This window comes from Hymenobacter sp. UYAg731 (assembly GCF_054061335.1).
Genome location: NZ_JBSSEC010000005.1, coordinates 121,585 through 146,651, shown reverse-complemented (window position 1 = coordinate 146,651; position 25,067 = coordinate 121,585). Strand labels below are relative to the sequence as shown.

Here is a 25,067-nt window from a genome sequence, read left to right as displayed (position 1 = left end):
ATTTGGGTTTTTAATCGTTGCCACAAAAACATCGCATAACATCGGTTTGGCAAAAGTAGGGGTTCAGTTTTCCGCCGACAGTTTTGTGGTTAATCAAAATTTGGTTCTCCGCATCAATATTTGTAGTAAAATACGCCACCTTCGCCAAGCCGCAAACCGTTAATAAGAACACAAAAAGCAGCGCCCGAATTAATTGATTCGGGCGCTGCTTTTTGTTCATGAACTAAATTTTCTATTACTTCCCCGCAAACGCCTTCGCGTCGCCTTCCGAAATCGTGTCGTCGCTCATAATTACGAGGCGTTCCACCACGTTGCGCAGCTCGCGGATATTGCCGCGCCAGTCTAGTTCCTGCAGGTATTTGAGGGCATCGGCGTCGATTTTCTTGGGCTTGTTGCCGTAGTCGGCGGCGATGTCGTTGAGGAACTTCTGAATCAATTCCGGGATGTCTTCGCGGCGGTCATTCAGCGAAGGAACCTGAATCAGAATGACCGAAAGGCGGTGGTAGAGGTCTTCGCGAAAGTTCTTGTCGGCGATTTCCTGCAACAGGTCTTTGTTGGTGGCGGCGAGGACGCGCACGTTCACCGAAATTTCCTTTTCGCCGCCCACGCGGGTGATTTTGCTTTCCTGCAACGCCCGCAGCACCTTGGCCTGGGCCGAGAGGCTCATGTCGCCGATTTCATCGAGGAAGAGCGTGCCGCCGTCGGCCTGCTCAAACTTGCCGATGCGCTGCTTCACGGCCGAGGTGAAGGAGCCTTTTTCATGGCCGAACAGCTCGCTTTCAATCAGCTCGGAGGGGATGGCGGCGCAGTTTACTTCCACCAGCGGGCCGTTGGCGCGGCTGCTGAGCTCGTGCAGCTGGCGGGCTACCATCTCCTTGCCCGCGCCGTTGGGGCCGGTGATGAGCACGCGGGCATCGGTGGGGGCCACCTTTTCAATGGCTTTGCGCACGGCCCCGAGGGCAGCCGAGGAGCCCACCATTTCGGAGCCTTTCGTGACGGAGAGCTTCTTTTTGAGCGTCTTGGTTTCGGTGACGAGCTTGGTGCGGTCGAGGGCGTTGCGCACCGTCACGAGCAGGCGGTTGAGGTCCGGGGGCTTGGAGAGGAAGTCGTAGGCTCCTTTTTTGGTGGCATCGACGGCGGTTTCGATGTTGCCGTGGGCCGATACCATGATGAAGGCGGCATCGGTGCCCATGGCCTGGGCGCGGCTCAGGACTTCCAGGCCGTCCATTTTGGGCATGCGGATGTCGCAGAGCACCACGTCGTATTTCTGCTGGATGAGCAGGTCGAGGCCGGCGGGGCCGTCTTCGGCCTGGTCGACTTTGTAGTTTTCAAATTCCAGAATCTCCTTCAGCGTGTTGCGGATGGCTTTTTCGTCGTCGATGATGAGGATGCGGGGCATGCGGGGCGGAATACGGATGGAATGCGAACAGAGCGCAGCGAAGGTAACGAAAAGCGGCGCTTGGAGTTTAAGGGCGTAGCAAACAACAACTGCGGTCCGCCGTTTCTATACCGACCTGCAAACCGCTTTACCTTCGCCCAATCCAACCCAAATTCCCCGCATGAAAAACGCGATAACCCGCCCACTGCTGTTCACGGCGGCCCTGGCCGGCAGCTTCGGCCTCTACTCCCTCGTCAGCAAGCCCGCCCTCGCCCCCGACCCTAATAACGCCGGCCTGAAGCTGCCCGCCGGCTTCGGGGCGCTGGTGGTGGCCGAAACCGGTGGCCGCGCCCGGCACCTCACCGTGACGCCGGAAGGCAATATTTTTGTGAAACTTAACAAGCCCAAAGACGGCAAAGGCATTCTCGAATTAAAACCCAATGCCACCGGCAAAGCCACCGTTTCGGGCGGTTTCGGCAGCTACGGCGGCACGGGCATTTATGCCAAGGGCGGCTATCTCTATGCCTCTTCGGATGAGGACGTGTACCGCTACAAGCTCGATGCGAAAGGGGAGGTAACCAACCCTGCGCAGCCCGAAAAAATAGTGAGCGGCCTGTTGAACCGGGGCGAGCACGAGAGCAAATCCATCGTGCTGGACAACGCGGGCAACCTCTACGTGAACGTGGGCGCGTACTCCAATTCCTGCCAGGTGAAGGACCGGGAAAAAGGCTCGATGGGCCGCCCCGACTGCCCGATTCTGGATTCGGCGGGCGGCATCTGGCAGTTCCGGGCCGATAAGGCGGGGCAGACTTACGGCAGCGGCACGCGCTACGCCACCGGCCTGCGCAACGTGGTGGGCCTCGACTGGAACGCGCAGAACAACCAGCTTTTCGTGATGCAGCACGGCCGCGACCAGCTCCACGACATCTTCCCGGCGATGTACGACAACAAGCAGTCGGCCGAGCTGCCCGCCGAATGCCTCTACGAAATCACCAAGGGCGCGAATGCCGGCTGGCCCTTCCTGTACTACGACGGCGTAGCGCACAAGAAAATGCTGGCCCCCGAGTACGGCGGCGACGGTAAGAAGCTGGCCGACCCCAAGTACCTGGAGCCCGCCGCCGCCTACCCCGCCCACATGGCCCCCGACGGCCTGCTGTTCTACACCGGCACCATGTTTCCGGCCAAGTATCGCAACGGCGCGTTCATCGCCTTCCACGGTTCCTGGAACCGCGCTCCCGAGCCCCAGAAAGGCTATTACGTGGTGTTTCAGCCCTTCAAAAACGGCAAGCCCAGCGGGCAGTGGGAGGTATTTGCCGACAACTTTGCCGGCTCGGATGCGAAGGCCGCCGCCGGCCGCGCCGACCACAAGCCCTGCGGCCTGGCCCAGGGACCCGACGGCTCGCTCTACGTGAGCGACGACAAGGCCGGCACCATCTACCGCATCATGTACAACCAGAAATAAGCGCGTTCGTGAAGAAGTATTTTGCCATCTTGGCTGTGCTGGCCCTGACCAGCGCTCCGGCCTTCGCCCAGAAAAAACCGGCTCCTAAAGTAGCCGCTAAGTCTCCCGCCGCCCCGGCCGGGGTGCTCAAGGGCAAGGCCATCTACACCCAATACTGCCTCACCTGCCACCAGGCCGACGGCCTCGGCGTGGACGGCATGAACCCGCCCCTGGCCAAGACCGACTACGTGCTGGGCGACAAAACCCGCCTCACGAAAGTGCTGCTCAACGGCTTGAAAGGCGAGGAAATAAACGGCGAAGACTACCACGGCGTGATGCCCTCGCAAGCCTACCTCACCGATCAGCAGATGGCCGATGTCCTCACGTATGTGCGCAACAGCTTCGGCAACAAAGCCAGCGCCGTGACCGTGGCGGAGGTGAAAGCCGTGCGCGCCGCCAACAAGAAGTAACCACTGAGCCGTGGGGCCGCCCCAACGGGCGTTCGGGCACCCGGGAAGGCGTTGGGGCCGCCCCAGAGGTCAGTCGGGCACCCGAATGCCCGTTGGGGCCGCCCCAGAGGTCAGTCGGGCACCCGTTTGCCTCGCGGGGCCGCCCCGTAGCTCATTCGGGTGCCCGACTGGCTTACGGGGCGGCCCCGGCACTTGGGAACAAAAAAGGCCACTCCCGCGCGGGAGTGGCCTTTTTGATGTGAGGTGATGGGTCTGTAAGCCGGGTTTTGTCCGTGGCCGAAGCCACTGCCTCACCATTTATCTAGGCCAGTCCTCGCGGAAAGGCTCCATCAACCTACCCGCTGGCGCCGGACGAGCCGCCCGGTGCCGATGCGGCCGAAACCGCGCCGGCGTACCAGCTTATTTGGTCTTTCAACCCCTGAGGTTTACCCAGCCGGGACGGTTGCCCGCCCGCTGGTGCGCTCTTACCGCACCTTTTCACCCTTACCGGCACCGGCCCGAAGGCTGGTACGTAGGCGGTAATTTTCTGTGGCACTCGCTGTCCTGGGTTGCGTTATGCGCGCCAGTCCTTCCCGTTAGGAAGCAAGGTGCTCTGCGTTGCCCGGACTTTCCTCGTCGCCCGAAAGCGCCGCGGTGAGGCGACCCATCACTGCGGGCAAAGGTAGGAGGTAACCTAGCATTTAATACAAAAAATTAGCTAATCGATGTCCTTATCATATCGCAAACAGGTCCTAGCGCTGCTTGTAGATTAGAAGCATTAGGGTCATAGCTTGCCTTCGTAATTCCTGCGAAATCTGTCAAAATGTGTATGTCTGATTTCTGCGGATGAATTAAAAAAGCCTTTTTTCTACCAAGCTTCCCAATAAACATGCCTAACTCAAAGATTACATTGTCTCTTGCTGTCGTTTTTGTTTGTCCTCTACTTTCAATCTTGTCATCAGGAGTGAATACAAAGATGCCGTAATCAAAAGCATTTACAGTTTCCTCAAGTATTTCCAGGAATGACAGGCCTAACTTGTCAAAAATGCCTTGGCTCCAAATAACAACATCAAATTCGTGTGCTAAATCATTCTGAATTTTTCTAGCTACATCTAATCCTTCTGTGGAAGAGCCTATAAATATTTTGGCTTTTTTGGCCTTTTTTCTCAATTGTTATCGGGTCTTTTGTATACAGTTCTTCGACTTTACCGAATATTGTATTTAGGCTGGTAAATTGTGCTGCAGAAATATTGTGATTAGGGCTCATTATTGTAGTTCTACAGCTATCACAAACTGAGCCAGCCTTCATACTTTTAATAATATCGTTCTTTCGAACTTTCATGTCAAATACACAGTCTCGTGTTTCATCGTGATTTCTATGGCTTGGTATAAGAAAATTAAAAGTGTATCGTGCAATATAATAGGCAATATAAGATTTGATTTTTTCGACAGGGATTATGGTTTCAGGTACACCATTAAAAGTGAAAATTGCTACTCCTTCTTCAGGGTGAGCTTCTCCGAATAAATTCGAATATTCTTTGCCTGATAAAAAAGTGTTTGAAATTACTATTAGATAAGGATGAAATCCTTTAAGGTCATTCCTTATTTTCTTTATTTTTCCTAAAATATCATCAGCATTAGCTTCCTTAAAGTCAAGTAATTGAAACTTTTCCTCATCAGCTGTAGATAGCATTGAAAAATGTATTTCTTTTTGAAGATTATCAAGTAGGAATACAGTCTCTTCAATTTCCTTATTGAAGGTTCCTCCAATACGTACAATTTCAACCGGGAGCTTTGCCATGAATGCGAATTATTTAATAAGATGATTATATTGAGTATTGCAAATTTAGTTGTGATTTAATAAGGATACGGATAATTATCAAACTACTTCCCCTCCCACACATTGTCCTTCGGGTAGCTGTCGGGCACGAGGGTGCTGCCCAGCGTCACGCGCTTCAGGGGCTGCTTGGTGGGGACGGGTACGGTGACGGAGCTGGCCCCGGTTTCCCAGACGGCGATGCTGCGGTGGATTTTCTGGGTCGTGTTGTCGGCGAAAGTGAGGGTGAGGTCGACGGGGACGGGCTTGGTGCCTTTGGTCTGCACCTGGATGTCGTAGCCGGCGGCGGATTTGGTGACGCGGGCAATGGCCAGGTCCGGGTAGCCGTCATCGAAGAACCAGCGCTGCCAGAACCAGTTGAGGTTGCGGTTTGCGCCGGCGTTCATGCTGTTGAAGAAGTCATAGGGCAGGGGGTGTTTGCCGTTCCAGTTGGTGATGTAGGTGTGCAGGGCCTGCGTGAAGAGCTTGTCGCCGAGCATATCCTTTACGTAGAGGTAGCCCATGCCGGGCTTGGGGTAGGAGTTGAGGAAGAAGGGCATCCCCGTTTGCTGGGTGCTGAGGGTGACGATGGGCAGGTCGTTTTCGGTGGCGGCCTGGGCGGCGTAGCGGGCCACGCCGTAGTCATCGTCCAGCTTGGGGTCGATGATGCCGGAAATCAGCCACTCGCCGATGGTGGCCCAGCCTTCGTCCATCCAGCCGTACTTGGTTTCGTTGATGCCCATGTAGAAGGGGAACATCGTGTGGAATATTTCGTGGTCGGTGAGGGTGATGGCGTCCTCGCGGGTGGCGGTGGGGTTATCGTTCACCATCATGGGGTACTCCATCTGGTCGAGGCCGTCGAACACAGTTTCGTGGGCGTAGGGGAAGGGCCAGCGGGGAAAGGTGTAACTCATGGCCTCCACCGTTTTGCGGCTGAAGTTGATGACTTCCTGGTAGTCTTTGTGCGTGGGGTTGTACACGGCATCGACGCGGGTGCGGCGGCTGGTGGCGGGGTCCACCACCAGGCTAGTGCTCTGCCACACGTAATGGTCGGCGGTGGCAAACACAAAATCCGTGACGTTCTTGGCCTCGAAGCGCCAGGTGTTCTGGTCGGTTTGGGCGGTAATATCGCGGCGCTTCGCATCATCCTCACTGATGATGCTGACCACGGCATCCTGCTGGCCGGCCTCGCGTAGGCGCTGGGCGTATTTCGGGGTGAGAACTTCGGGGGCGTTGGTGAGGTCGCCGGTGGCCCAGACTACGAAGTTTTTGGGCACCGTCACGGCGGCTTTGAAATTGACGAAGTCGTTGTAGAACTCCTGGTCGCCGGTGTAGGGCACGCGGTTCCAGCCGTCGAGGTCGTCGTAGACGGCGATGCGCGGGAAGAAGTAGGCCACGAAATCGGCCCCCGGCTCAATCTCGCCGGTGCGCTGGTGCGAGCCTTTGTTGAGGATATAGGCGTAGGTAACGCGCACGGTGGCCACCTGGTGGGCCGGCAGGGCGCGGCGCAGTGTCACGGGCAGGTTGGTGGCATCGATGGGTAGCTTGCTCACATCAAAGGTTTCGCCGTTGATGGTGAGGCTGAAGATTTTGACGCCGTCGCTCACGTCCTCCGGGGCGATGGTGCGGCTGCGGGGCGCGCCCTTCTGGTAGAGGTTGGGGTAGAGCTTGAACCAGATTTGCTTGAGCGAATCGGGGCTGTTGTTGATGTACTTGATATCGACCGTGCCGGACACGAGGCGGGTGCCGGGGTTGAAATTCACGGCCAGGTCGTAGTCGGCGGTGTTTTGCCAGTAGCGGGGGCCGGGCAGGCCGGTTTCGGCGCGGGTGCCTTTGGTGTATGGGGCTTGCAGGTTGCGCGGCACGGGCAGCGGGCGCTGGGCAAGGGCCGGGCCGGCCAGCAGCAGGGCGGCGAAGGGAAGAAAACGCATGAGAAGGGGAGCGGAAGAAAAAGCTGTACTACAAAAGAACGTCATGCTGAGCGCAGCCGAAGCATGACGTTCTTTTCATCTTAACTACTTTTCCAATGCACCGCCCCGCCCGCTGGCTCAGGCGCGCACCAGGCCGGTGGGCGTGAGCGTCTGCTCGCCGTGCCAGCGGTAGCCCACCAGCTCGCCGCCCCGGGCCACGCTGTAGTCGAGGCACACGGCGTGGGGCGTGAGCAGCCGGGGCTCGCCGCGCAGCCAGTAGTGGCCGAAGAACACGGGCGTTTCGTCCTGGTAGTAGCTGGCGTTGGGCAGGGCGGCCACGTCCACGGGCTGGCCGGCCAGGGCTTCGATGGGCTCCAGGTAATACTCGTTGTAAGTGGCAGCGGCCGGGGCGCGCCACCAGGCGGTCCGCATCTTGGTGCGGCGGTGGCCGTCTTTGTCGAAGAAATGGTGGGGGCCGGGTAGGTCGGTTTCGTGGCCTTTGAGGGTGATTTCCACGGCATCCATTTCGTCCGAACCCTGGCGGCTGGCCCGCAGCAGGAACTCGGGCGTCAGGCGGTCGTCGGGCAGCCACGCGCGCAGCTGGGCAATGTAGCGGGCATCCCAGCAGGCATGCACCACGCGTAGGCCGGGCCGCTCCAAAAACAGCGGCAGCCGCATAAACCACGCCAGGTAGTCCCGCCACTCGGCCTGCAATTCCGGGCCGGCAAACTCATCCATCGTTTTTTGATGCTGGATGATGTGGTGGGGCCGGTGGGGCCGCAGGTAGTCCCCGGCGGGGTCCGGCGTCCAGAAGGCCAGGGCGTTGTATTCGTGGTTGCCCATCACGGCCAGGGCTGCGCCGCCGTCTACCATGCCACGCACGATTTGCAGCGTTTCGCGGATGGCGGGGCCGCGGTCAATAAAGTCGCCCACGAAGATTACCTGCCGGCCCCCGGCGTGGCGGTACACGCCGGGGGCATCGGGCGTGTAATCGAGTTGCTGGAGCAGCAGCCGCAGCTCGGCCGCGTGGCCGTGGATATCGCCGATAAGGTCGTACATGGTGGGGAGGTGGATAGGGGATAGGGATGCGGAAGAACCCGCAGGTCATGCTGAGGGCGGCGAAGCACGACGGGCTTCGAGAGCTGCCCCCGTTGCATGGCGCAAAGGTCCGGCCCAGACCCATGCGGCGGTATAACACGGGCATGTTGTTTTTCGGGAAAGCCAGGCACGAAAAATCCCCCGGCCAGGCGGCCGGGGGATTGGGTAAAATGGGCTGCCCTTGCCAGGAATGCCGGTTAGTTGCCGCCCCGGATGAAGGTCCAGTTGGTGCCGTCGGAAATAACGGTCACGGTCTTGCTCGAACCGGTAGGGTTCAGGCCGTAGTTCCCGCTGGTTGCCGTGGCCGACCCTCCATCGAACATAAAGCCGCCCTGGGTACTAATGTAGGCGATGTTGCTTGGGCTGTTGTTGCGCAGGTAATACACGCGGCCCATGCAACTGGTGGCACTGGGCAGCAGGTAATAGTCGGAGCCACTGGTGGGGCTCAGGCCCAGATAGCCGCCGCCCGTGAGCGGAGTGCCGCTGCTATTGCCGGGCAGGCCCATCACTACGCCCACGGCGGTGGTGCCGGCCACTTGTAGGGTGCTGGTGGGGGCGGCGGCGGTGCCAACGCCCAGGCTGCCGCCCACCAGGCCGTTGCCGCTGATGTTGAAGCCAGCCGCCTGTACCGTCGTCGTCTGGTTCTGAATAAACGTGGCCCCACTGGGCGTGGGCGCACTGCCGGCGGTGCCATCGGGGTTCACCACCACTGTGCGGGTGGGCTGGGCGAATACCTGGAGGTCGTTGGCGGCGCTGGCATTGGCGGCCAGCACCAGCGTGCTGGTCACGGCCACGTTGTTGGCGCTGGCATCGAGGGTGGCCGTGCCGCGCAGTACGGCGCTGGTCCCGCTCACGTCAAGCACCTGCAGGGTGCTGCTGACCTGGCAGGCCACGTAGGCTAGGCTGCCATTCAGGGCCACGCTCACGGGGTTGGCCGCCGTGGTGTAGAGGTGGCGCAGGCTGAGGGCGCCGGCGGGGCTCACGTTGTAGGTGGCCAGCTCGGCGGTGGCGGGGTTCAGGGTGCAGAGGGTGGTGGTGGTGAGGGCCACCGGCTCGTCGCGGCCATTGTAGCTGCCGGCGGTGAGACCCGTGCGGGTGATGGCGGTGGGGTTGCTCACGTCGAGCAGGGCGGCTCCGGCGTAGGCGTGGCCCACGGCCACAAAATTGCCCGCCGCCGCCACGGTCTGGGGCGTGAAGTAGCCGGAGTTGCCGGTGGTGCAGGTAGTACAGGGCGCGGCGGGGTTCAGCAGGTTGGTGGTGCCGGGCGTGCTCACATCGTAGGCGTAGAGGTAGCCGTAGGAACTGCTGCGGTCGAAGGTGGCATACAGCATGGTGCCCGTCATGGCAATGCCACTGTAGAGCCCGGACGACGACGCGGGCGGCGTCAGCGTATTCACCAGCGCCGGTGCGCCGCTGCCCAGCGTATAAAGCAGCACGGAGCCCGAACCCGCGCTGCTGAGCACGGCCGCCGTGCTGCCGCTGATGGCCACTTCGGCCCCGGAGCTAATGCCGGTGGCCGTGCCGCGCAGCACCAGGGCGGCGGGGTTGCTCACGTCGTAGAGGCTCAGGGTGCCCGCGCCCTTGTTCAGCACCACCGCCAGCGTGCCGCTCACGGCCACCAGCGGGTTGCTGAGGCCGGTAACGGTGCTGGCCAGTGCCGGGGCCACGGCCGCCGTGGCCGGGTAGGCGGTGGCCCCGGCGCTGAGGTTGCCGGCGGCATCGACCTGCAGCAGGCGAGCATCGGTACCGTTGAGGCCGCGCACACGCAGGTTGCCGTTCACATCGAGTTTTTGGGTGGGGCTGTTTGTGCCGATGCCCACGTTCTGGGCCTGGGCCGCCACGCCAGCGCCCGCCAGCAAAGCCGTAAGGGCCAGGCCCCGGTAAGAAAGAGTAAACAGGTTCTTCATCAAAAACAAAAAGCTAAAGGAGAATAAGTTGAAAGCAAAAAAGGCTACTGCACCATGCAGCGGCTGCTGTAGCGGACCGTGGCTGTGGTGTAGCGCAGCAGGTAGCTGCCAATGGCCAGGCCCGCCAGCGGCACTTTGCCCTGGGCGCGGCCATCCACGGCCACAGTGCGAATGGTGCGGCCCAGCAGGTCGAGCACCTCCAGGGTGCCGGCCTCCGTTGGGCCGGTGTAGAGGTAAGTGGCGGCCTGGCCCACGGGCACCCGCGTGGGGTACACGGCAAAGCCCGCCGCCCGCGCTGTCAGGGCTACAGTGCGAATGGGCGAGTAGCTAAATTCGCCGCTCACATCGGTCTGGCGCAGGCGGTAATAGAGCAGGGTCGTGCTGCCGGGCAGCTTGCTATCCACCAGGGTGTAGTCGTGGCGCGTGGCGCTGGTGCCGGCCCCAGCCACGGTACCAATGGCGGTGAAGCCATGCGCATCCAGGCTGCGCTCCACCGTGAAGCCGGCGTTGTTCAGCTCCGAAGCCGAGGTCCAGCTCAGGCGCACGGCCGCCGGCCCGTCGGCCTGCGCCGCGAAATCCACGAGCGTGACGGGCAGGGGATTGGCCGCGTTGCTCACCGTGAAGCGGCTGAGCGAGGTGGGGCTCATGCTGATGCTGCGGCTGCTGGCATTGGCCACCGGGCTGCGCACGGCCCAGGGCTGGCCGGCGGCGCTCTGCTGCCATACGCGGGCCTGGGTGAAGTCAGTTAGGCCGTTGTCGTTATCAGTTATCCAGCTGAGGGTAAGCTGTACGGCGGCGCTAGGCTGGGTGGCGGGGGCCACGGTCCAGATGCGGTCGATGCCCTTATAAGCGGTGTTGGCGAAATTCACGCCCCGGCTCACGTCATCCGTCAGCAGGCCCGCCGTGCGGGTAATCACCACCGTGCCCAGATTGTTGGTGGTGGGGTTGAGCATGGCCCCGTGGCCGAAATCCACGACCGCGCCGCTCACGGCGTTGCGGGTGATTTCGAGCGCGCCCAGCACGTAGCGGCCGGATGTTTCGCCCGTGAGCGTGGCTCCGTTGGGCAGGCGCAGGGTGGAAACGGTACCGCCGTTTTTGGTGCTGATGAGGCCGCTGCTCAAGCTGAGCAAGCTGCTCACTGTGAGGTCGCCGGCTAGGCGCAGGGTGTTGGCCCCGGCGGTGGGCTTGTTCAGCAGCAACTGGTACAGCGTGGCTCCGCCGGGGCTGAGCAACTGGTTGGCCGCGCCGGAGAAGGTGACCGGGCTGGTACCGGGCAGCAGCGTACCAGAGTTGGCAAAGTCGCCCCCCACTTCCAGCGCGCCGCTGCCCAGGTCCAGGGTGCCGGCGTTGGCGATGGGGCCATCCACGCGCAGGCTGCCCTGGTTGCTGAGGGTGCCGCCAGCTTGGTTGCTTAGGCCACCGGTGCCCACGTACACGGCCGTGCCAGGCTGCACGGTGATGGTGGCCCCGGTATTGGTCAGGTCCTGGGCGGTGGCAGGAACTGCCAGCAGCAGAGATGCCACAATGTAGAGTTTGGCCATTAAATAGGACTTAATGAAATAAATGGATTTTTAGGATTACAAAAGTACAGCCCATCTATTATCCGGCCGCCAAAAAAAGCACCTATCCGGCCGCCGGGACCAGATGGGTGCTTTTCATGGGTGAAAGGCGCGGTGCGGGCCGCCCCGTGGTGCGCTCGTTACTTCAGCCGCACCAGCGTAGCGCCGAAGCCGAACTTTTCCTTCCGCGCATCCTCAAAGAACTTTATGTCCTTGTTGCGGCTCAACTGGCGGTGGATTTCCTTGCGTAGCACCCCGTTGCCCATGCCGTGAATGAACACGATTTCGTGCATGTTGGTAGCCAGCGCACGGCTCAGGGTATCCTCAAACGCATCGAGTTGGAGGCGCAGGATGGCAGTGTTGCTTAGCTCCTCCTTATTGTCGGGGCGCAGGGCTTCGAGGTGCAGGTCCACTTCATGGGGCGGGGCCACTACCGGGCCGGTGGGCGTCGGCGTGGAGGCGGCCACCACGGCCGCGGGCTTGGCCGGCGCGTCGCCGCTGAGCTGGGCTTTCAGCGCGGCGATATCCACGCCGGCCGGTTTGGCCGGGGCGGCCGGAGTCGGGGCGGGAGCTTCTTCGGCGAACTTCTCGGGGGCGATGGCGGCGGCAGCCTTCTCATCCAGCTGGAAGAGGTAGGCATCCTTGCCAATCACCGGCGCGGCCCGCTGGCTACCGTAGAACGTGCTGGCTTTGAAGGCCTGCCGCTTGGTGAGGAGCTCGTAGGCCGCGTCACCATTCAGCTTGGTGGGCAGCAGCTGGAACACCACGGCGGGCCAGGCCTCAAAGTCCTTCATGTGCAGGAAGGAGAGGGGCTTGGTGCTGGTTTTGGGGCCGAGCTTGTCGGCGGCCAGGGCGCGGTAGGGGCGGGCGCTGGTTTCTTCGCCGTAAGTGAAGAGCACGTCGGCCTCAGTATTGTTGATAAGCGTGACGCCCAGCAGCTCCGGCGACTGATGCACCAGGGCTAGAAATAGGCCCTTGGCAGCGGCCGGCTGCTTGGCACCCACGGCCGGGCCGCTGATTTTGGCCACTCCCTTGCCGCTGGATGCCACGGCGGCCAGCGCCTCTTGCAGCGAAGGCTGGGCCGGCCGGGGAGCAACCGGGGCCGCGCGCTTGCTGTTGTCCTTCTTGCTGGCGTTGGCGTTTCGGCCGGGCGTCTGGCCGGGGCCGTAGTCCACGGCGGCGCGGTCGAAGTTCTTACCTTCTTCCTGGGCCACTACCACCACTTCGCGCCGCAGCACGGGAATGGTGAAATCGTTGTCAATGGCCACTTCCACCAGCTCACTGTCGAGCAGGCGGGTGACGATACCTTCTTCGGTGCCGGTCAGGAGCCGGACTCTATCTCCTACGTTCATAACCACAGATTTAACGGATTTTAACGGACTGAAACGGATTTTTTGTGGTGCCGTTCCGCCGTCGTTTCGAAAGGACTTACGCGTCCTGAATTTGTAAAAGTAAGGCTTGCAATGCGCGAAGGCCACGCTCTCGCACGGGCCGCCAGTAAGCGGCTCGCTGCCCTCATTACCCAAAGACTTACGTAATAATGAACAGGCAAGGGCGCGGAACCACAAAAATCCGTCCCAATCCGTTAAATCTGCGGTCCTACATATAGAGCCCGTGAAAGCCGAAACCGTTGCGTGGGTTGTACTCCAGCGCCGGGGCCGGCAAATGGAAGATGCTGAGCGTGTAGAACACTTTTTTCAGCAGCGGGCTGCGGGTGGGAATGCGGCGCAAGTCCACGTCGAGCGAGAGGTAGAACTGGCGGTAGGGGTGCAGGCCCTTGGCGGCGTTGGTGCCGTCGTCGTTGTACACCATGTCCTGGCCGCCGTAGCCCACGGCCGGTTGCAGCCAGCGCGGCCAGCGGTTGCCGGGCTTGAGGAAGGCCCCCACGTCGGTACACAGCCAGTAGGTCTGGCCGTTGTAGTCCTTGAGCCAGCGCTCGGGTACGTTGCTGCCCAGCACGTTGGGCCGCATGGCGGCGTAGCTGGTGAGGTGAAATGACCATTTGGGCATAATGCGGACATCGTGCCAAGCTAGCTGCTGGGCCAGCAGGGCCGAGGAGCCCAGAAAGTTGGCCGCTAAATCGGTGGCCGACGCGCCGTAGGCCGGGTCGAAGCCGTCGAGAATTTCAATCGGGCTCTGCACCACGAAGCCCACGAAGGAGCCGTACCAGATGGCTTTTTTCTCGCTCAGGCCGGCCCAGCGCAGCATATCCACCGCGCCCCGGCTTTCCTGAAACGAGCCCCAGAAATGGCCGCACTTGTCGAGCTGCTGCCACTCGGGCAGGTCGTTGAACCAGTGCAGCGGCACCCGCTCGCCGGTGTACCAGGCGGTGGTCAGGCCCGTGTAAATCACCCCGTAGCTTAGGGCCGTGCCGCCCACCAGCAGGCGCAGGCGGCGCTTGCGTAGCGCCACCGAATCGACCGGGACGCTACCGGGTGAGGAAGTCCGCACCGTGGGAACCTGCGAGGCGGCCACGCTGTCGGTACGGAGGGGAACCTGGGCGTGGGCGGCCAGCGGCAACGCCAGCGCGCCGCTCATCACCAGCCCAGCTAACCGCTTGCGCCCGAACAAATCCAAAAACAACGAGACAAGCGCCATGCGGGCTAAAAATAGTAGCCAAAGATACGCCCCCTAAAGCCGGCTGCTGGCCCCCGTAGCGTATCTTGCGACTTGGTTTGCCGACAAAAACAATTAATTACAGGCTTGGCAAACGTTTCGACAAGCTTTCATCTCAGCTACCTAAGCGCATTTTAATCAGTCACTTTCTAATCATTTCGCATCCTAAAAATTCCCAATGCAAACATTTCGACGCCTGACAGCCCTGCTGTTGACCCTTGTGGCCTGGACGGCCCAGGCCCAGGTCACCACCTCGCCGGTGTTCTTCACCGATACCACGCCCGTCACCATTACCTACGATGCCACCCAGGGCAACGGGGCGCTGGCCAACTTCACCGGCAACGTCTACATCTGGACCGGCACCGTGACCAACCTGAGCACCAGCAACACCAACTGGCGCAATGTGCACAGCCCCAGCTTCGGCACGGCCGACCCCTCGGCCCTGATGACCCGCGACGCTACCAACCCGAACATCTACCGCATTACCTACACGCCGCGTACCTTTTACCCCATTCCGGCGGCCGAAACGCTGCTGCGCCTGGGCATGATTTTCAAGAACGCCGACGGCTCCACCGTGGGCCGGGCCACGGGCGGCGGCGATATTTTCGTGGATGCCGCTACGACTGCCCTTTCGGCCCGCATCACCAACCCGGCCTCCAACTCAAGCGGCAACCCGCTGTTTGTGGCCTTGGGCGCGCAAATCAGCGTGACGGGCACAGCCTCGGCCAGCGCCAGCCTGGCCTTTAGCCTCAACGGTACGCAGGTGGCCCAGCAGGCCAGCGCCACCACGCTCACCACCACCGTAACGGCCGCCGCCGGCCGCAACGTGGTGCGCTTCACCGCCACCAGCGGCACCAACCAAGCCATCGATTCGCTGATTTTCGTGGTGCGCCCCGCCGTGACCATCGCCGCGCTGCCCGCCGGGGCCAAGGACGGTGTCACGTATTTGAATGGTGGCACGTCGGTCATCCTCAACCTCACGGCTCCCAGCAAGCAGTTTGCCTACGCCATTGGCGAGTTCAACAACTGGCAGACCACCGACGCCAGCTACATGAACAAAACGCCCGACGGCAGCCGCTGGTGGGTGCAAATTAACGGCCTCACCGCTGGCCGCGAATACGCCTACCAGTACCTTGTGGACGGCACCCTGCGCGTGGCCGACCCCTACTGCGAGAAAATCCTGGACCCGAACGACGACCAGTACATTCCCGCCCGTACCTATCCCAACCTGAAAGCTTACCCCACGGGCCGCACCTCGGGCATCGTGTCGGTGCTGCAAACCAACCAGACGCCCTACGTGTGGACGGCCACCAGCTTCCAGCGCCCCAGCCGCACCAACCTGGTAGTATATGAGCTGCTGATGCGCGACTTCACGGCCTTCCATGATTACCAGACCGTGCGCGACACCCTGAACTACCTCTCACGCCTCGGCGTGAATGCCATCGAGCTGATGCCCATTAACGAGTTCGACGGCAACGACAACTGGGGCTACAGCCCCGATTTCTTCTTCGCCCCCGATAAATACTACGGCACCAAGCAGGCCTTCAAGCAGTTCATCGACGAATGCCACCGCCGCGGCATCGCCGTGATTATGGACATGGTGCTCAACCACTCCACCGGCCAAAGCCCGATGGTGCAGCTCTACGCCGGGGCCAACGGCGGCCCGTCGTCCGATAACCCCTGGTTCAACGTGACGGCCCCGCACCCTTACAGCGTGTACAACGACTTCAACCACGAAAGCGCCCTCACCAAGTACTTCTCGAAGCAGGTGATGTCGTTCTGGCTCCAGGAGTATCACATTGATGGCTACCGATTTGACCTGGCTGGTGGCTTCACGCAGCAGCCCAGCACGGGCAATACCTACGGCAACTACGACCAGAGCCGCATCAACATCTGGCTCGATTACTACCAGCACATGATTGGGGTTGATGCCAACCTGTACCCCATTCTGGAGCACTTCCCCGAAAACCGCGAAGGCAAGGCCCTCGCCGATGCCGGCTTCATGCTCTGGGGCAATGCCAATACCAACTACAACGAGGCCACGATGGGCTACCTGCCCAACTCCAACTTCAGCTACGGCTACTACGGCAGCACCGCCCAGGGCGGCCGCGGCTGGAACAGCCCCAACCTGGTGACTTACATGGAGAGCCACGACGAGGAGCGCCTGATGTACAAAAACCTCACTTTCGGCAACTCAGCGGGCACATACAGCACCCGCGACCTCAACACCGCCCTGGCGCGCATCGAGTTGGCCTCGGCCTTCTTCTTCACCGTGCCCGGCCCCAAAATGGTGTGGCAGTTCGGTGAGCTCGGCTACGACAAGTCCATCTTCACCTGCTCGAACGGCACCGTGCCCACGCCCTACGGCAACGACCAGTGCAAGCTGAGCGCCAAGCAGCCCGTGTGGACCTACTACCAGGATGCCAACCGCCGCCAGCTCTACGACGTGCAGCGCGCCCTGATTGCCCTCAAAAAGCAGGAGCCCGCCTTCGCCAACCCCACCAGTTACACCCAGCAGTTGGCCGGCGCCGCCAAGTCCATCCACGTCAGCAACGCCACCCAGAACATCACCGTCATCGGCAACTTCGACGTGGTTAGCACCACCATCGACCCCGCCTTTCAGCGCACCGGCAAGTGGTACAATTACCTCTCCGGCGACAGCATCACCGTGACCAACGCCAATGCGCTCATCACGTTGCAGCCCGGGGCCTACGCCGTCTACACCACGCGTCGCCTCCGCAAGGCCACCCTGCTGGGCACCAAAGCCAGCCGCACCGAGGCCCTGCGCCTCGTGGCCGTGCCTAACCCCAGCAGCAGCAGCGCCAGCCTCCAGTATGAGTTGGCCGCGCCGGCCGCTGTTACCGTCACCGTGCATAACGTGCTTGGCGCTACCGTCCGCACTATCAGCAGCCGAGCCACGCAGGCTGCCGGCGCGCATGAGCTCACCCTGCCCGTGCAGGACCTGGCCAATGGCATTTATGTGGTGCGCCTCAGCACTGGCCAGCTTACCCAGACCACCCGCCTCGTGGTGCAGCACTAGCGCTGTTCGCATAAGGCACGAAAAAGGCCGCTTCCAGATGGAAGCGGCCTTTTTTTGTGCAGCAGTAATATCGGTAATGCCGATAAACCCGGCGTCTAACGAACCGGCAACTCGTCGTGGAATGCCACCAAGTCGTCGATAGGGGAGCGAATAATCTTGCCCACCTCCATGTCGTGGTTCTTGGCTACCTGCGTCAGCACGTCGCGGAAATTGTAGCCCACCGAGCCCACGCAGTTGAACGTGTACTCCTGAAAGCGGGGGTAGTGCAGCACCAGGTTCTGGAAGAAGGTCTCGAAGCCCTCAAGCACGATTTCGCGGCAGTAGCTCACGTTGTTGTGGTCGTAGGCAAACTTGGCAAAATTGGCCAGGTAGCGGTTGGGCAGCGGCTGGTTGTATAGCCGGTCCAGAATGTCGTTGCGCGAGCCCAGTGAGTACGTCTCCTTGAAAATCTCCTGCAAGCCATCGGGGAGCAGGCCGCGCAGATAGTCGCGCAGCAGCCGCTTGCCGAAATACGAGCCCGAGCCCTCATCACCCAGAAAGTAGCCCAGCGAATCCACGTTATAAATGATTTTTTCGCCGTCATAGAGGCAGGAGTTGGTGCCCGTGCCCAGAATGGCCGCGAAGCCGGGCTTGTGGCCCAGCAGCGCCCGGGCCGCCGCCAGCAGGTCCTCCGTCACATGCGCCCTGGTCTTGGGAAACACCTGGCGCAGGGCCGCCGCAATCACCTCCGCCTTCTGCGCCGACGACACGCCCGCGCCGTAGAAATGCACGTCAGTCACTTCCTCGCGGGGCAGCGTGCTGGGCAGGTTCTGGTTGAGCGAGGCCACGATGGCCGCCGTATCCATAAAATCGGGATTGTAGCCCTCCGTGTTAAAGTACACGCGGTTGTGCGCGTCATCGAGCTGGCACCAGCTGCATTTCGTTGAGCCGCCGTCGGCAATAAGTATCATAGGAGAGGGAATGTATGAAGAGGGCAACGAAAGTAGTAATTCAGGCCGGAAAGTGATGGGCGATGGAAGCTAAACAAACGATTGCAGTATCATTTTAAAGAAAAAATAGCTTATTATCCTTCAATTCTCGCTGTATCGGTGCTTTCTGCCAAGTTACTGTGAGGATGAATTCTGGTTTCGATACATCAGTACTTCTGCTTCCAAATGCCCCCGATTGGTTGGGTCGCTATCCCGGGTCTGGGTGAGAGAGGCTACTGGATAGCAACAACAATTAGCCGGTAAATACTGGCCAAATGCCTTGCCATTCTATCAACCTGCGCCAGCATGGGCAGAGCAAAGGCACGAAAAAGCCCTGCCATTTTCGTGGCAGGGCTTCCGGTGCTTACTCAAAAGGCTTATTTTTTGGTAAGGGTGTAGGTGTATTTGTCCGGATTGTTCAGGTCCAGCACGATGTCGTAGCGACCGGGGCCAGCCGTCTTCAGGTTGTTGCCATCCTGGTCGAGCTTGGACGCGTTGGGCGTCGTTTTCGAATCACCGTAGTTGATGTCCCAAGCGTCGTTGGCACGAAACTTAAACTCGTTGTTCGTTCCACTACCGGGCATGTTGTAGTTGGTCAGTTTCCAGACTTTATCAGCCACACTGTAAGTCATGGGTACCGACTGATTCCAGCCCGTACCATCGCCAGTGGTGCCCGAGCCGATAACGCCCCAATCCGTGGCAACAGCCGTTAAAGTGTTGGTGGCAAGATTAACCCGGATGCGGTACATGCGAGGACCAGCCAAGGTCAATTCTGAAGCGCTGCCGCTGGCAAGGTTGCCAGTAGTCGTGCCTGCGCCGGCTCCAAATACCGTACCAGCCGGCGTACTGGTGTTGGAAAGCTTAAATGTGTTGGTCGCGTTGGGGAAGTAAATGTACCCCTCGTGCTGACCGGGCTGCTCACTGATGTAGGGCGAGGACGAACTCAGTGGTCCCAAGCTAGCGCCAAAGAAATAAAGCTCACGCGAGTACGGCGTAGCCGTTAGCTTAACGGTGTTGCTTACCAAGTCACTTTGGTTACCGGCGTAGTTTGCCCGCAGGCGTACATCAACAGTACCCGTAATGGTTGGGGTAAGCCCCGCCTTTACAAGAACAGAGTTCAGGTCGCCCACTTTCACCGAATCACGGGTGATGCTGCTCCCCGCCGACAAAGTGGAGAAGGTGGCGAAGTTGGTGCCCGTCTTGGCAAATTCCAGAGTGTAAGAAGTAGGAATCACCGCCTTGGAACCGTCTGACAAAGCAAACGTTACCGGCGACCAAGTGTAAACCAAAGCAGTCTTGGCCACGTCAGTGCTGACCAAGGTAAGTGCGCTGGTAGTATTCGACGCCAGCACGGGAGCCGCGCCAACATCAGCCTTAACCTGCACCTCGTCCTTTTTGCAGGAACTGAGCGCAAGAAGCAAGCCTGCTGCGGCGATTAATGAGAATGTGTTTTTCATGGAAATGTGAAGAAGTAAAAACCGGTAATTGGCCGGCTCCCCCAAAGGAAAGCCGGCCGAAAAAAGTTTAATTAATACCCGGGATTTTGTTTCAGATTGGGGTTCGCCACCAAGTCCGTCGTTGGAATCGGGAAGATGGTACGGGTAGCCGGCACGGGGCCGCCTGCTGGCGACTTGCGGTCGGTAGTACCCTTAAATACCCACGGATAGTCAGCGCTGGTGAACAGGTTGTTGCTGGGTGTGTAAGTCATCGAGTAAGACTTATCGAAGCGGATAAGGTCGGTACGACGGTGGCCTTCCCAGTACAGCTCGCGGCCGCGCTCGTCCAGAATGTCCTTCAGGCCAACCGCGCCCAAGGGTGCAAGCTGCGAGCGGGTGCGTACATCGTTCACGTTTTGCAGAGCTGTGCCGCTGGCCCCACCGGTACCACCACGCAGCAGAGCTTCGGCATACATCAGCTTCACATCAGCCAAGCGAAACATTGGGAAGTCGGTGTCCACAAAGTCACCGGCACCGCCTTTCGACTTGTCGTCCGAACCCGGTACGCCGGTTGAAGTCACGTTCTTGAACTTGGTGACAGTATAACCTTGCGAGAACGTGAAGATGTCGCTGATTTGCTTGGTTTGACCCGCTGTGTAGAAGGTATTGCGTACGTCAGCAGAGTTGCCGTTGAACAAATCCACGAGGGTGGACTTGGCCCGGTTGCCGTTCCAGCCGGCGCTCACGCCGTAGTCGGTGAGGGGCATGGTACCACCCACAGCCGCATGGATGATAAAAGGCATCCCGCCGTAGGTTTTGGTGTTTTTGCCGTCGAATGTAATCGGAAAGATGATTTCGTTCCGGGCATCCGACGTATTGTTGTCGGCAAGGAAGAGCAGACGGTATTCCGAAGCGAGGTGATAGCCGGAACCGGTAGCCAGCACCTTATCGGCATATTTAACAGCGTTGTTATAGGCATTTTTCTTATCGGCACCCGCTTTTCCCAGGTACACCTCGGCATTGAGGTACAGCTTGGTGAGCAACGTCCAGCAAGCCCCTTGGTCAGCCCGGCCGTAAGTGGCGCGGGGGGCCAGCAGTGAGCTTTCGATGCCAGTAAGTTCTGCTTCAACTTTATCAAACAGCTCAGCCCGCGAAATCTGCTTGGCCAAGCTGCCACCTACCGCTGAGGTTTCATCGGCGTAGGGTACGCTGCCGAACATATCCAGGGCGTGGTAGTAGGACAAGGCACGCAGGAAGCGCGCCTCGGCCCGGTACTTGCGAACGGTAGCAGCCTGGTCACCGGTGATGCCGTGGCTGGCCATTTTGTCGTCAGTCGTCTGCCGGATGAACTCGTTGCAGAGCGCCACCTGGTAGAAAATCCGGTCGTACATGGCGCGCACAAATTCATTGTTGGCGTTCCAAGTCAGGGTATTGTAGTCGGGCAGGTTGCCGTCGTTCCAAGCGATAATGGCTTCATCGGTGGTTACTTCCTGGGCCAGCCAAAACTGGCGCAGGTAGTTCGAAAAGCCTTCGTCGATGCCCGAAATGTCGGGGAGACCAGCCGGACCGCTTTGGCCGCTCACGGCCAGTGTGGCGTACAGGCGCGCCAGTGCCTGGAAAGTCTGGGCCGGGTCGCTGTAAATCGCCTCCGAGTTTGCGCTATACGAAGGTACCTGGTCAAGGTCCTTCGTGCATGAAGTAGTAGCGGCGGGCACCAAGGCGGCGGCCAGTGCCCACATACCCAACGTGCGTTTAATACGAGTTTGCATAACGAGTGGGAATTAAAGAGGTTAGATACCGAGGCTGAGGCCTACCGTGAACGTGCGAGGACGCGGGTAAATGTTGTTATCGATACCAACAGTAGCCCGGGGGTTAGGGTTGGTGCCCGACGGCGTTGGAATGCTGATGATTTCCGGGTCGAGTCCTTTGTAGTTGGTGATAAGGAACAGGTTCTGAACCGCAAACGTCAGATTTAAATTCGTCTTTTCGTGCAGCAGGCTGCCGAAGTTGTAGCCGGCCGATACGTTCTCCATCCGCAGGAACGAGGCGTTCTCGATGAAGTAATCGGACTGCGAAACCGTGGTAGCGCCGCTGTTGAGGTGCGAGTAGAGCTGCTCGGTGCTCACGTTGTAGAGCGAATTGGTTGAACTTTGCACGAAAGCGCTGGAAGAGCGCACGTTGTTGTATACGTACTGGCCCAGGTTAGAGCGCATGGTGAAGGCCAGCGTGGCCTTGCCATAGTTGGTGCTCGCTCCGAAGCCCAGGATGGCCACCGGCCGCGTCGACTTGCCGTAGTAGCGGTCCGAGCCATTGATGGTGCCATCGCCGTTGAGGTCGCTCACGGAACCCTGAATTGGGGTACCGTTGGCGCTGTAAATTTGCTTGTACAAGTAGAAGGTGCCCGCCGAATGACCGACCGCGTTTATCTCAGCGTTGTTACCTACGCCGCCGGATATGCCACCGGTTTCCTGCCCTACGTAATTAGGGCTGTCCACGATGGTTAGTTTGGTGATGCGGTTCTGGTTGAAAGTGGCGTTGGTGTTCAGCGTTAGGCCAAATTTCTCACTGCGCACTACCTGAAAATTAGCTGCGATTTCAACGCCTTTGTTGGTGAGAGAGCCTACGTTTAGGTTGCCCGCGTTGGTCAGATTGGAAAGCGCCGCTACGTTGCTGAACAGCAGCAGGTCTTTGGTGTCGCGCTGGTACACGTCCACCGTACCGGTAATGCGGTTGTCGAGGAAGCCAAAGTCAAGGCCTGCGTTGTAGGTAGTCGTGGTTTCCCAGGTCAGGTCCGGGTTATAGAAGGCCGGGCGCAGGGTCTGGTAAAATTGGTTGCCGAACTGGTAGCGCGAGGACAGGTCGCTCAGGGTCGAAACCGGCAGGAAGCCGAAATTAACCCCGATGTCCTGCTGGCCCGTCTGGCCCACGCCCAGGCGCAGCTTCAGGTCGGAAAAGGTTTTCGAGTCTTTCAGGAAATCCTCACCCTTTAGGCGCCAAGCAAACGAGCCCGAGGGGAAGTAGCCCGTGCGCTTGCCAGGGGCAAAGTTCGACGTGTTATCAATCCGAAACGTGCCCGTAAACAGGTACCGGTCCTTGATGTTGAGGTTGGCGCGGGTGTAGTACGAGAGCAGCACCTGCGTGTTCAGGTACGTGTTTTGGTTGTCGTAGGAAGGAGTGTAGGGCGAGAAAACCGAGCCATCGAATCGGTTATCGTTGAACACGTAGTTGCGGTTCTGGAACTTCTGGAAGGAGTAGCCCGCCAGAATGTCGAAACGCTGCCCGAAGATTTCGCGCTGGTACTTGGCGTAGGCCTCTAAGATGGTGTTGTTGAGGTCCTGCTTGTAGATATTGTTCGTACCCCCACGGTTATATACCGAGGCCGACGCCGGATTAATCAGCGTGGTGCCGTTGCCGCGCTGAATGTCGTAGCCCAGGTTAAGGTTAGCTGATAGGCCTGGCACGAATGGCAGCTTGTAGTCGAACTGCACATTGCCGATGCTGCGCTGCACCGTGCTGCGGTTGCGGCTCTGGTTGATGAGACTGAGCGGGTTGCGGGTAGAAAGGGTGTTGAGGCTGCCATCCACGTTCAGGTATTCGTAGTAGCCACCGAAAGGGGCATACTTGGAATCGCTGGACGTCACGGGGTGGGTGGGGTCGAAGCTCACGGCGGCACCCACGGCACCCTGGTCCGAGAAGTTATTGTCAATCCAAGTGCCTTTCAGGTTCAGGTCGATGCGCAGAGCGTCGTTGAACAGCAGCGGCGAAATGCCCACCGAGCCGGAATAGCGCTTCAGGTCGTTGCGCTTCAGCACTCCCTCCTGGTAGAGGTAGCCCGTGGACACCCGGAAGGGTACCTTGCCAACCGAGCCCAGCAGGCTCACGTTGTTGTCGGCCGAGTAAGCTGGACGGTAGATTTCCTTCTGCCAGTTAGTGTTTGCCGTGCCCAGCAGGCCTTTCTGCTGGTCATTGCCGGCGGAATTTACCAAAGTGCGGTACTGGTCGCCGTCGAGCACCGGAACGTACTTCGTCACAACCGAAACGGATTGCTGGCTCGAAGCATTTACGTGCAGGGCATCGCCCTGCGTACCCTTCTTGGTGGTTACAATGATAACGCCGTTCGAAGCCCGAACACCATAAATGGCCGTCGACGAAGCGTCTTTCAGAATCGTAATGCTTTCGATATCATTCGGGTTAATCAGGGAAAGCGGGTTCGATGCGCCGGAGATGCCATCGTTGCTAACGGGAACACCATCAATCACAATCAGCGGGCTGTTGGACGCCGATAAGGATGAACCACCACGGATAAGAATCTGCGAGGCAGCACCGGGCGCGCCGTTGTTGGTCGTAATCTGCACGCCGGCTACTTTGCCTTGCACCAACTGCTCAGGGTTAGTTACCTGGCCTTGCACAAATTCCTTCGACGTAACTGTCGTAATAGAACCCGTCACGTCCTGCCGGCGCTGTGTGCCGTAGCCTACTACCACGGCCTCGGCCAGTTGGGTCGTGTTCTCGGTCAGGCCCGCTGATACCTCGGCGTTCTGGCCGGCCACCACCGTCACGGGGCGGCGTACGGCGTTGTAGCCAACAAACGAAATCACTACCGTGTGCGGGCCGGCGGGCACGCTCTGGATGCTGTAGGTCCCGTCTACGTTAGAAGAACTGCCCAGCGAAGTGCCCTCGATGAGGACCGTAGCGCCGGGAATGCCTTCGTTTTTGCTGTCGGTGACCCGGCCGCTGACCGAACCGGTCGACTGAGCAAAGGCTGCCGAAGGGAGGAAGCCAAAGCCCGCTAACAATAGCAGAAACAGAAGCTTCGCTAAATAAGGGTGTCTCATGGGAAACGTCTTAAATGTGTTGGTGGTGGGAAATTTTTAAAGATTGGGGCTGCAAGTTACCAAAAACTTGCATCACAGAAGGTTTAGAGGCGGTTTTTTAAAAATCACAACGCTTCCTAAATGTGGAAAAACGTTTGCTCAAATTCGAGTATTTTCTGCCGATATTTAAGTAAGAAGTAGTTTGAAAATCATATTAATTTTATAAGCTAAATCCTGTGTAATAAGTTTTTAACTCTTGCATTAATGCCGAGCACCGGAGGTTGCGCAATGCAAACGATTCGGAGTTGGTGCGCAAAATGCCTGAGAATGAGCCTTTTTCTAAGGTTTTTCAGGAAAAAATAACTTTGAAAGGATGCATTTTTTCGGGTGTGTACCTACTCATCGCGGGTGTGGAACTACTCATTCGGCCGTTTTGCTGGTTGCCCAGTGCTTTCCTTTGCTCACGGCCGCCACGTACGGAAAAGTCACTTGCTGAACCGGCAGTCCGGGGCCGGCCCTCGGCGCGGCAAATCCGGATTAACCACCTTTGCCGGGGCCGTACTTCGGCAGGCACCGGCCCATAATGGCACTGTTGCGCGCCAACTGGCGCAGTAATTGCCTTGCCGGGCATATTC

Annotated in this window: 16 protein-coding genes and 1 other RNA gene; 3 read left to right on the top strand and 14 right to left on the bottom strand. The window is 59.5% G+C overall.

Features of this window, described 5'->3' with window-relative positions; genetic code table 11:
• Positions 1-235 precede the first annotated feature (235 nt).
• Positions 236-1,399 carry a sigma-54-dependent transcriptional regulator gene (locus ACVWYF_RS16480; protein WP_457069975.1) on the bottom strand — a complete coding sequence of 388 codons (1,164 nt, stop codon included), beginning with the start codon at positions 1,397-1,399 and terminating at the stop codon, positions 236-238.
• 160 nt (positions 1,400-1,559) lie between these two features.
• On the opposite strand from ACVWYF_RS16480, the gene ACVWYF_RS16475 reads away from it, so the two are divergent.
• Both ACVWYF_RS16475 and ACVWYF_RS16470 read left to right on the top strand, forming a co-directional pair.
• Positions 1,560-2,840, top strand: a complete 1,281-nt coding sequence (locus ACVWYF_RS16475) for a PQQ-dependent sugar dehydrogenase (RefSeq protein ID WP_457069973.1) — start codon at positions 1,560-1,562, stop codon at positions 2,838-2,840.
• Positions 2,841-2,848: 8 nt separating this feature from the next.
• The gene (locus ACVWYF_RS16470; protein WP_457069971.1) at positions 2,849-3,289 is read left to right on the top strand and encodes a c-type cytochrome; all 441 of its coding nucleotides are present in this window, start codon (positions 2,849-2,851) and stop codon (positions 3,287-3,289) included.
• 239 nt (positions 3,290-3,528) lie between these two features.
• Here the strand turns inward: ACVWYF_RS16470 and rnpB are convergent.
• From rnpB to ACVWYF_RS16425, 9 genes are all read right to left on the bottom strand, one after another.
• An RNA gene (gene rnpB, locus ACVWYF_RS16465) (RNase P RNA component class A) lies at positions 3,529-3,939 on the bottom strand.
• A gap of 43 nt (positions 3,940-3,982) precedes the next feature.
• On the bottom strand, positions 3,983-4,438 hold the full coding sequence (locus ACVWYF_RS16460; RefSeq protein ID WP_457069969.1) for a nucleotide-binding protein: 456 nt from the start codon (positions 4,436-4,438) through the stop codon (positions 3,983-3,985).
• Positions 4,371-5,069, bottom strand: coding sequence for a hypothetical protein (locus ACVWYF_RS16455; RefSeq protein WP_457069967.1), 699 nt, complete (start codon positions 5,067-5,069; stop codon positions 4,371-4,373). The genes ACVWYF_RS16460 and ACVWYF_RS16455 overlap by 68 nt, the downstream gene beginning before the upstream one ends.
• An 83-nt stretch (positions 5,070-5,152) precedes the next feature.
• Positions 5,153-7,015, bottom strand: a complete 1,863-nt coding sequence (locus tag ACVWYF_RS16450; protein ID WP_457069965.1) for a M1 family metallopeptidase — start codon at positions 7,013-7,015, stop codon at positions 5,153-5,155.
• Between the two features lie 117 nt (positions 7,016-7,132).
• Complete coding sequence (locus ACVWYF_RS16445) at positions 7,133-8,053, bottom strand: metallophosphoesterase (RefSeq protein ID WP_457069963.1); 921 nt, start codon at positions 8,051-8,053, stop codon at positions 7,133-7,135.
• Positions 8,054-8,289: 236 nt separating this feature from the next.
• Positions 8,290-9,999, bottom strand: a complete 1,710-nt coding sequence (locus ACVWYF_RS16440) for a hypothetical protein (RefSeq protein WP_457069959.1) — start codon at positions 9,997-9,999, stop codon at positions 8,290-8,292.
• 44 nt (positions 10,000-10,043) lie between these two features.
• On the bottom strand, positions 10,044-11,540 hold the full coding sequence (locus ACVWYF_RS16435; RefSeq protein ID WP_457069958.1) for a hypothetical protein: 1,497 nt from the start codon (positions 11,538-11,540) through the stop codon (positions 10,044-10,046).
• A 158-nt stretch (positions 11,541-11,698) separates the two neighbouring features.
• Positions 11,699-12,910 (bottom strand): Smr/MutS family protein, encoded by a 1,212-nt coding sequence (locus ACVWYF_RS16430; RefSeq protein ID WP_457069956.1) that lies wholly within the window; start codon positions 12,908-12,910, stop codon positions 11,699-11,701.
• 247 nt (positions 12,911-13,157) lie between these two features.
• Positions 13,158-14,156, bottom strand: coding sequence for a DUF2279 domain-containing protein (locus ACVWYF_RS16425; protein ID WP_457069954.1), 999 nt, complete (start codon positions 14,154-14,156; stop codon positions 13,158-13,160).
• 196 nt (positions 14,157-14,352) lie between these two features.
• Between ACVWYF_RS16425 and ACVWYF_RS16420 the strand changes: the two genes are divergently transcribed.
• Entirely contained in the window at positions 14,353-17,214 is a 2,862-nt protein-coding gene (locus tag ACVWYF_RS16420; protein ID WP_457069952.1) for a DUF4961 domain-containing protein, read from the top strand.
• A gap of 95 nt (positions 17,215-17,309) precedes the next feature.
• Here the strand turns inward: ACVWYF_RS16420 and ACVWYF_RS16415 are convergent, their stop codons facing one another.
• The 4 genes from ACVWYF_RS16415 to ACVWYF_RS16400 form a co-directional block, all read right to left on the bottom strand.
• Positions 17,310-18,164 carry an N-acetylglucosamine kinase gene (locus ACVWYF_RS16415; protein WP_457069950.1) on the bottom strand — a complete coding sequence of 285 codons (855 nt, stop codon included), beginning with the start codon at positions 18,162-18,164 and terminating at the stop codon, positions 17,310-17,312.
• Between the two features lie 395 nt (positions 18,165-18,559).
• On the bottom strand, positions 18,560-19,639 hold the full coding sequence (locus ACVWYF_RS16410; protein WP_457069948.1) for a SusE domain-containing protein: 1,080 nt from the start codon (positions 19,637-19,639) through the stop codon (positions 18,560-18,562).
• A 71-nt stretch (positions 19,640-19,710) separates the two neighbouring features.
• On the bottom strand, positions 19,711-21,387 hold the full coding sequence (locus ACVWYF_RS16405) for a RagB/SusD family nutrient uptake outer membrane protein (protein WP_457069946.1): 1,677 nt from the start codon (positions 21,385-21,387) through the stop codon (positions 19,711-19,713).
• 21 nt (positions 21,388-21,408) lie between these two features.
• Entirely contained in the window at positions 21,409-24,453 is a 3,045-nt protein-coding gene (locus ACVWYF_RS16400; RefSeq protein ID WP_457069944.1) for a SusC/RagA family TonB-linked outer membrane protein, read from the bottom strand.
• Positions 24,454-25,067: the final 614 nt, after the last annotated feature.

Coding starts and splice junctions, on each gene's coding strand:
- ACVWYF_RS16480 (WP_457069975.1), bottom strand. CDS start 1,399: ATGCCCCGCATCCTCATCATCGACGACGAAAAAGCCATCCGCAACACG.
- ACVWYF_RS16475 (WP_457069973.1), top strand. CDS start 1,560: ATGAAAAACGCGATAACCCGCCCACTGCTGTTCACGGCGGCCCTGGCC.
- ACVWYF_RS16455 (WP_457069967.1), bottom strand. CDS start 5,069: ATGGCAAAGCTCCCGGTTGAAATTGTACGTATTGGAGGAACCTTCAAT.
- ACVWYF_RS16450 (WP_457069965.1), bottom strand. CDS start 7,015: ATGCGTTTTCTTCCCTTCGCCGCCCTGCTGCTGGCCGGCCCGGCCCTT.
- ACVWYF_RS16445 (WP_457069963.1), bottom strand. CDS start 8,053: ATGTACGACCTTATCGGCGATATCCACGGCCACGCGGCCGAGCTGCGG.
- ACVWYF_RS16440 (WP_457069959.1), bottom strand. CDS start 9,999: ATGAAGAACCTGTTTACTCTTTCTTACCGGGGCCTGGCCCTTACGGCT.
- ACVWYF_RS16435 (WP_457069958.1), bottom strand. CDS start 11,540: ATGGCCAAACTCTACATTGTGGCATCTCTGCTGCTGGCAGTTCCTGCC.
- ACVWYF_RS16430 (WP_457069956.1), bottom strand. CDS start 12,910: ATGAACGTAGGAGATAGAGTCCGGCTCCTGACCGGCACCGAAGAAGGT.
- ACVWYF_RS16425 (WP_457069954.1), bottom strand. CDS start 14,156: ATGGCGCTTGTCTCGTTGTTTTTGGATTTGTTCGGGCGCAAGCGGTTA.
- ACVWYF_RS16420 (WP_457069952.1), top strand. CDS start 14,353: ATGCAAACATTTCGACGCCTGACAGCCCTGCTGTTGACCCTTGTGGCC.
- ACVWYF_RS16415 (WP_457069950.1), bottom strand. CDS start 18,164: ATGATACTTATTGCCGACGGCGGCTCAACGAAATGCAGCTGGTGCCAG.
- ACVWYF_RS16410 (WP_457069948.1), bottom strand. CDS start 19,639: ATGAAAAACACATTCTCATTAATCGCCGCAGCAGGCTTGCTTCTTGCG.
- ACVWYF_RS16405 (WP_457069946.1), bottom strand. CDS start 21,387: ATGCAAACTCGTATTAAACGCACGTTGGGTATGTGGGCACTGGCCGCC.
- ACVWYF_RS16400 (WP_457069944.1), bottom strand. CDS start 24,453: ATGAGACACCCTTATTTAGCGAAGCTTCTGTTTCTGCTATTGTTAGCG.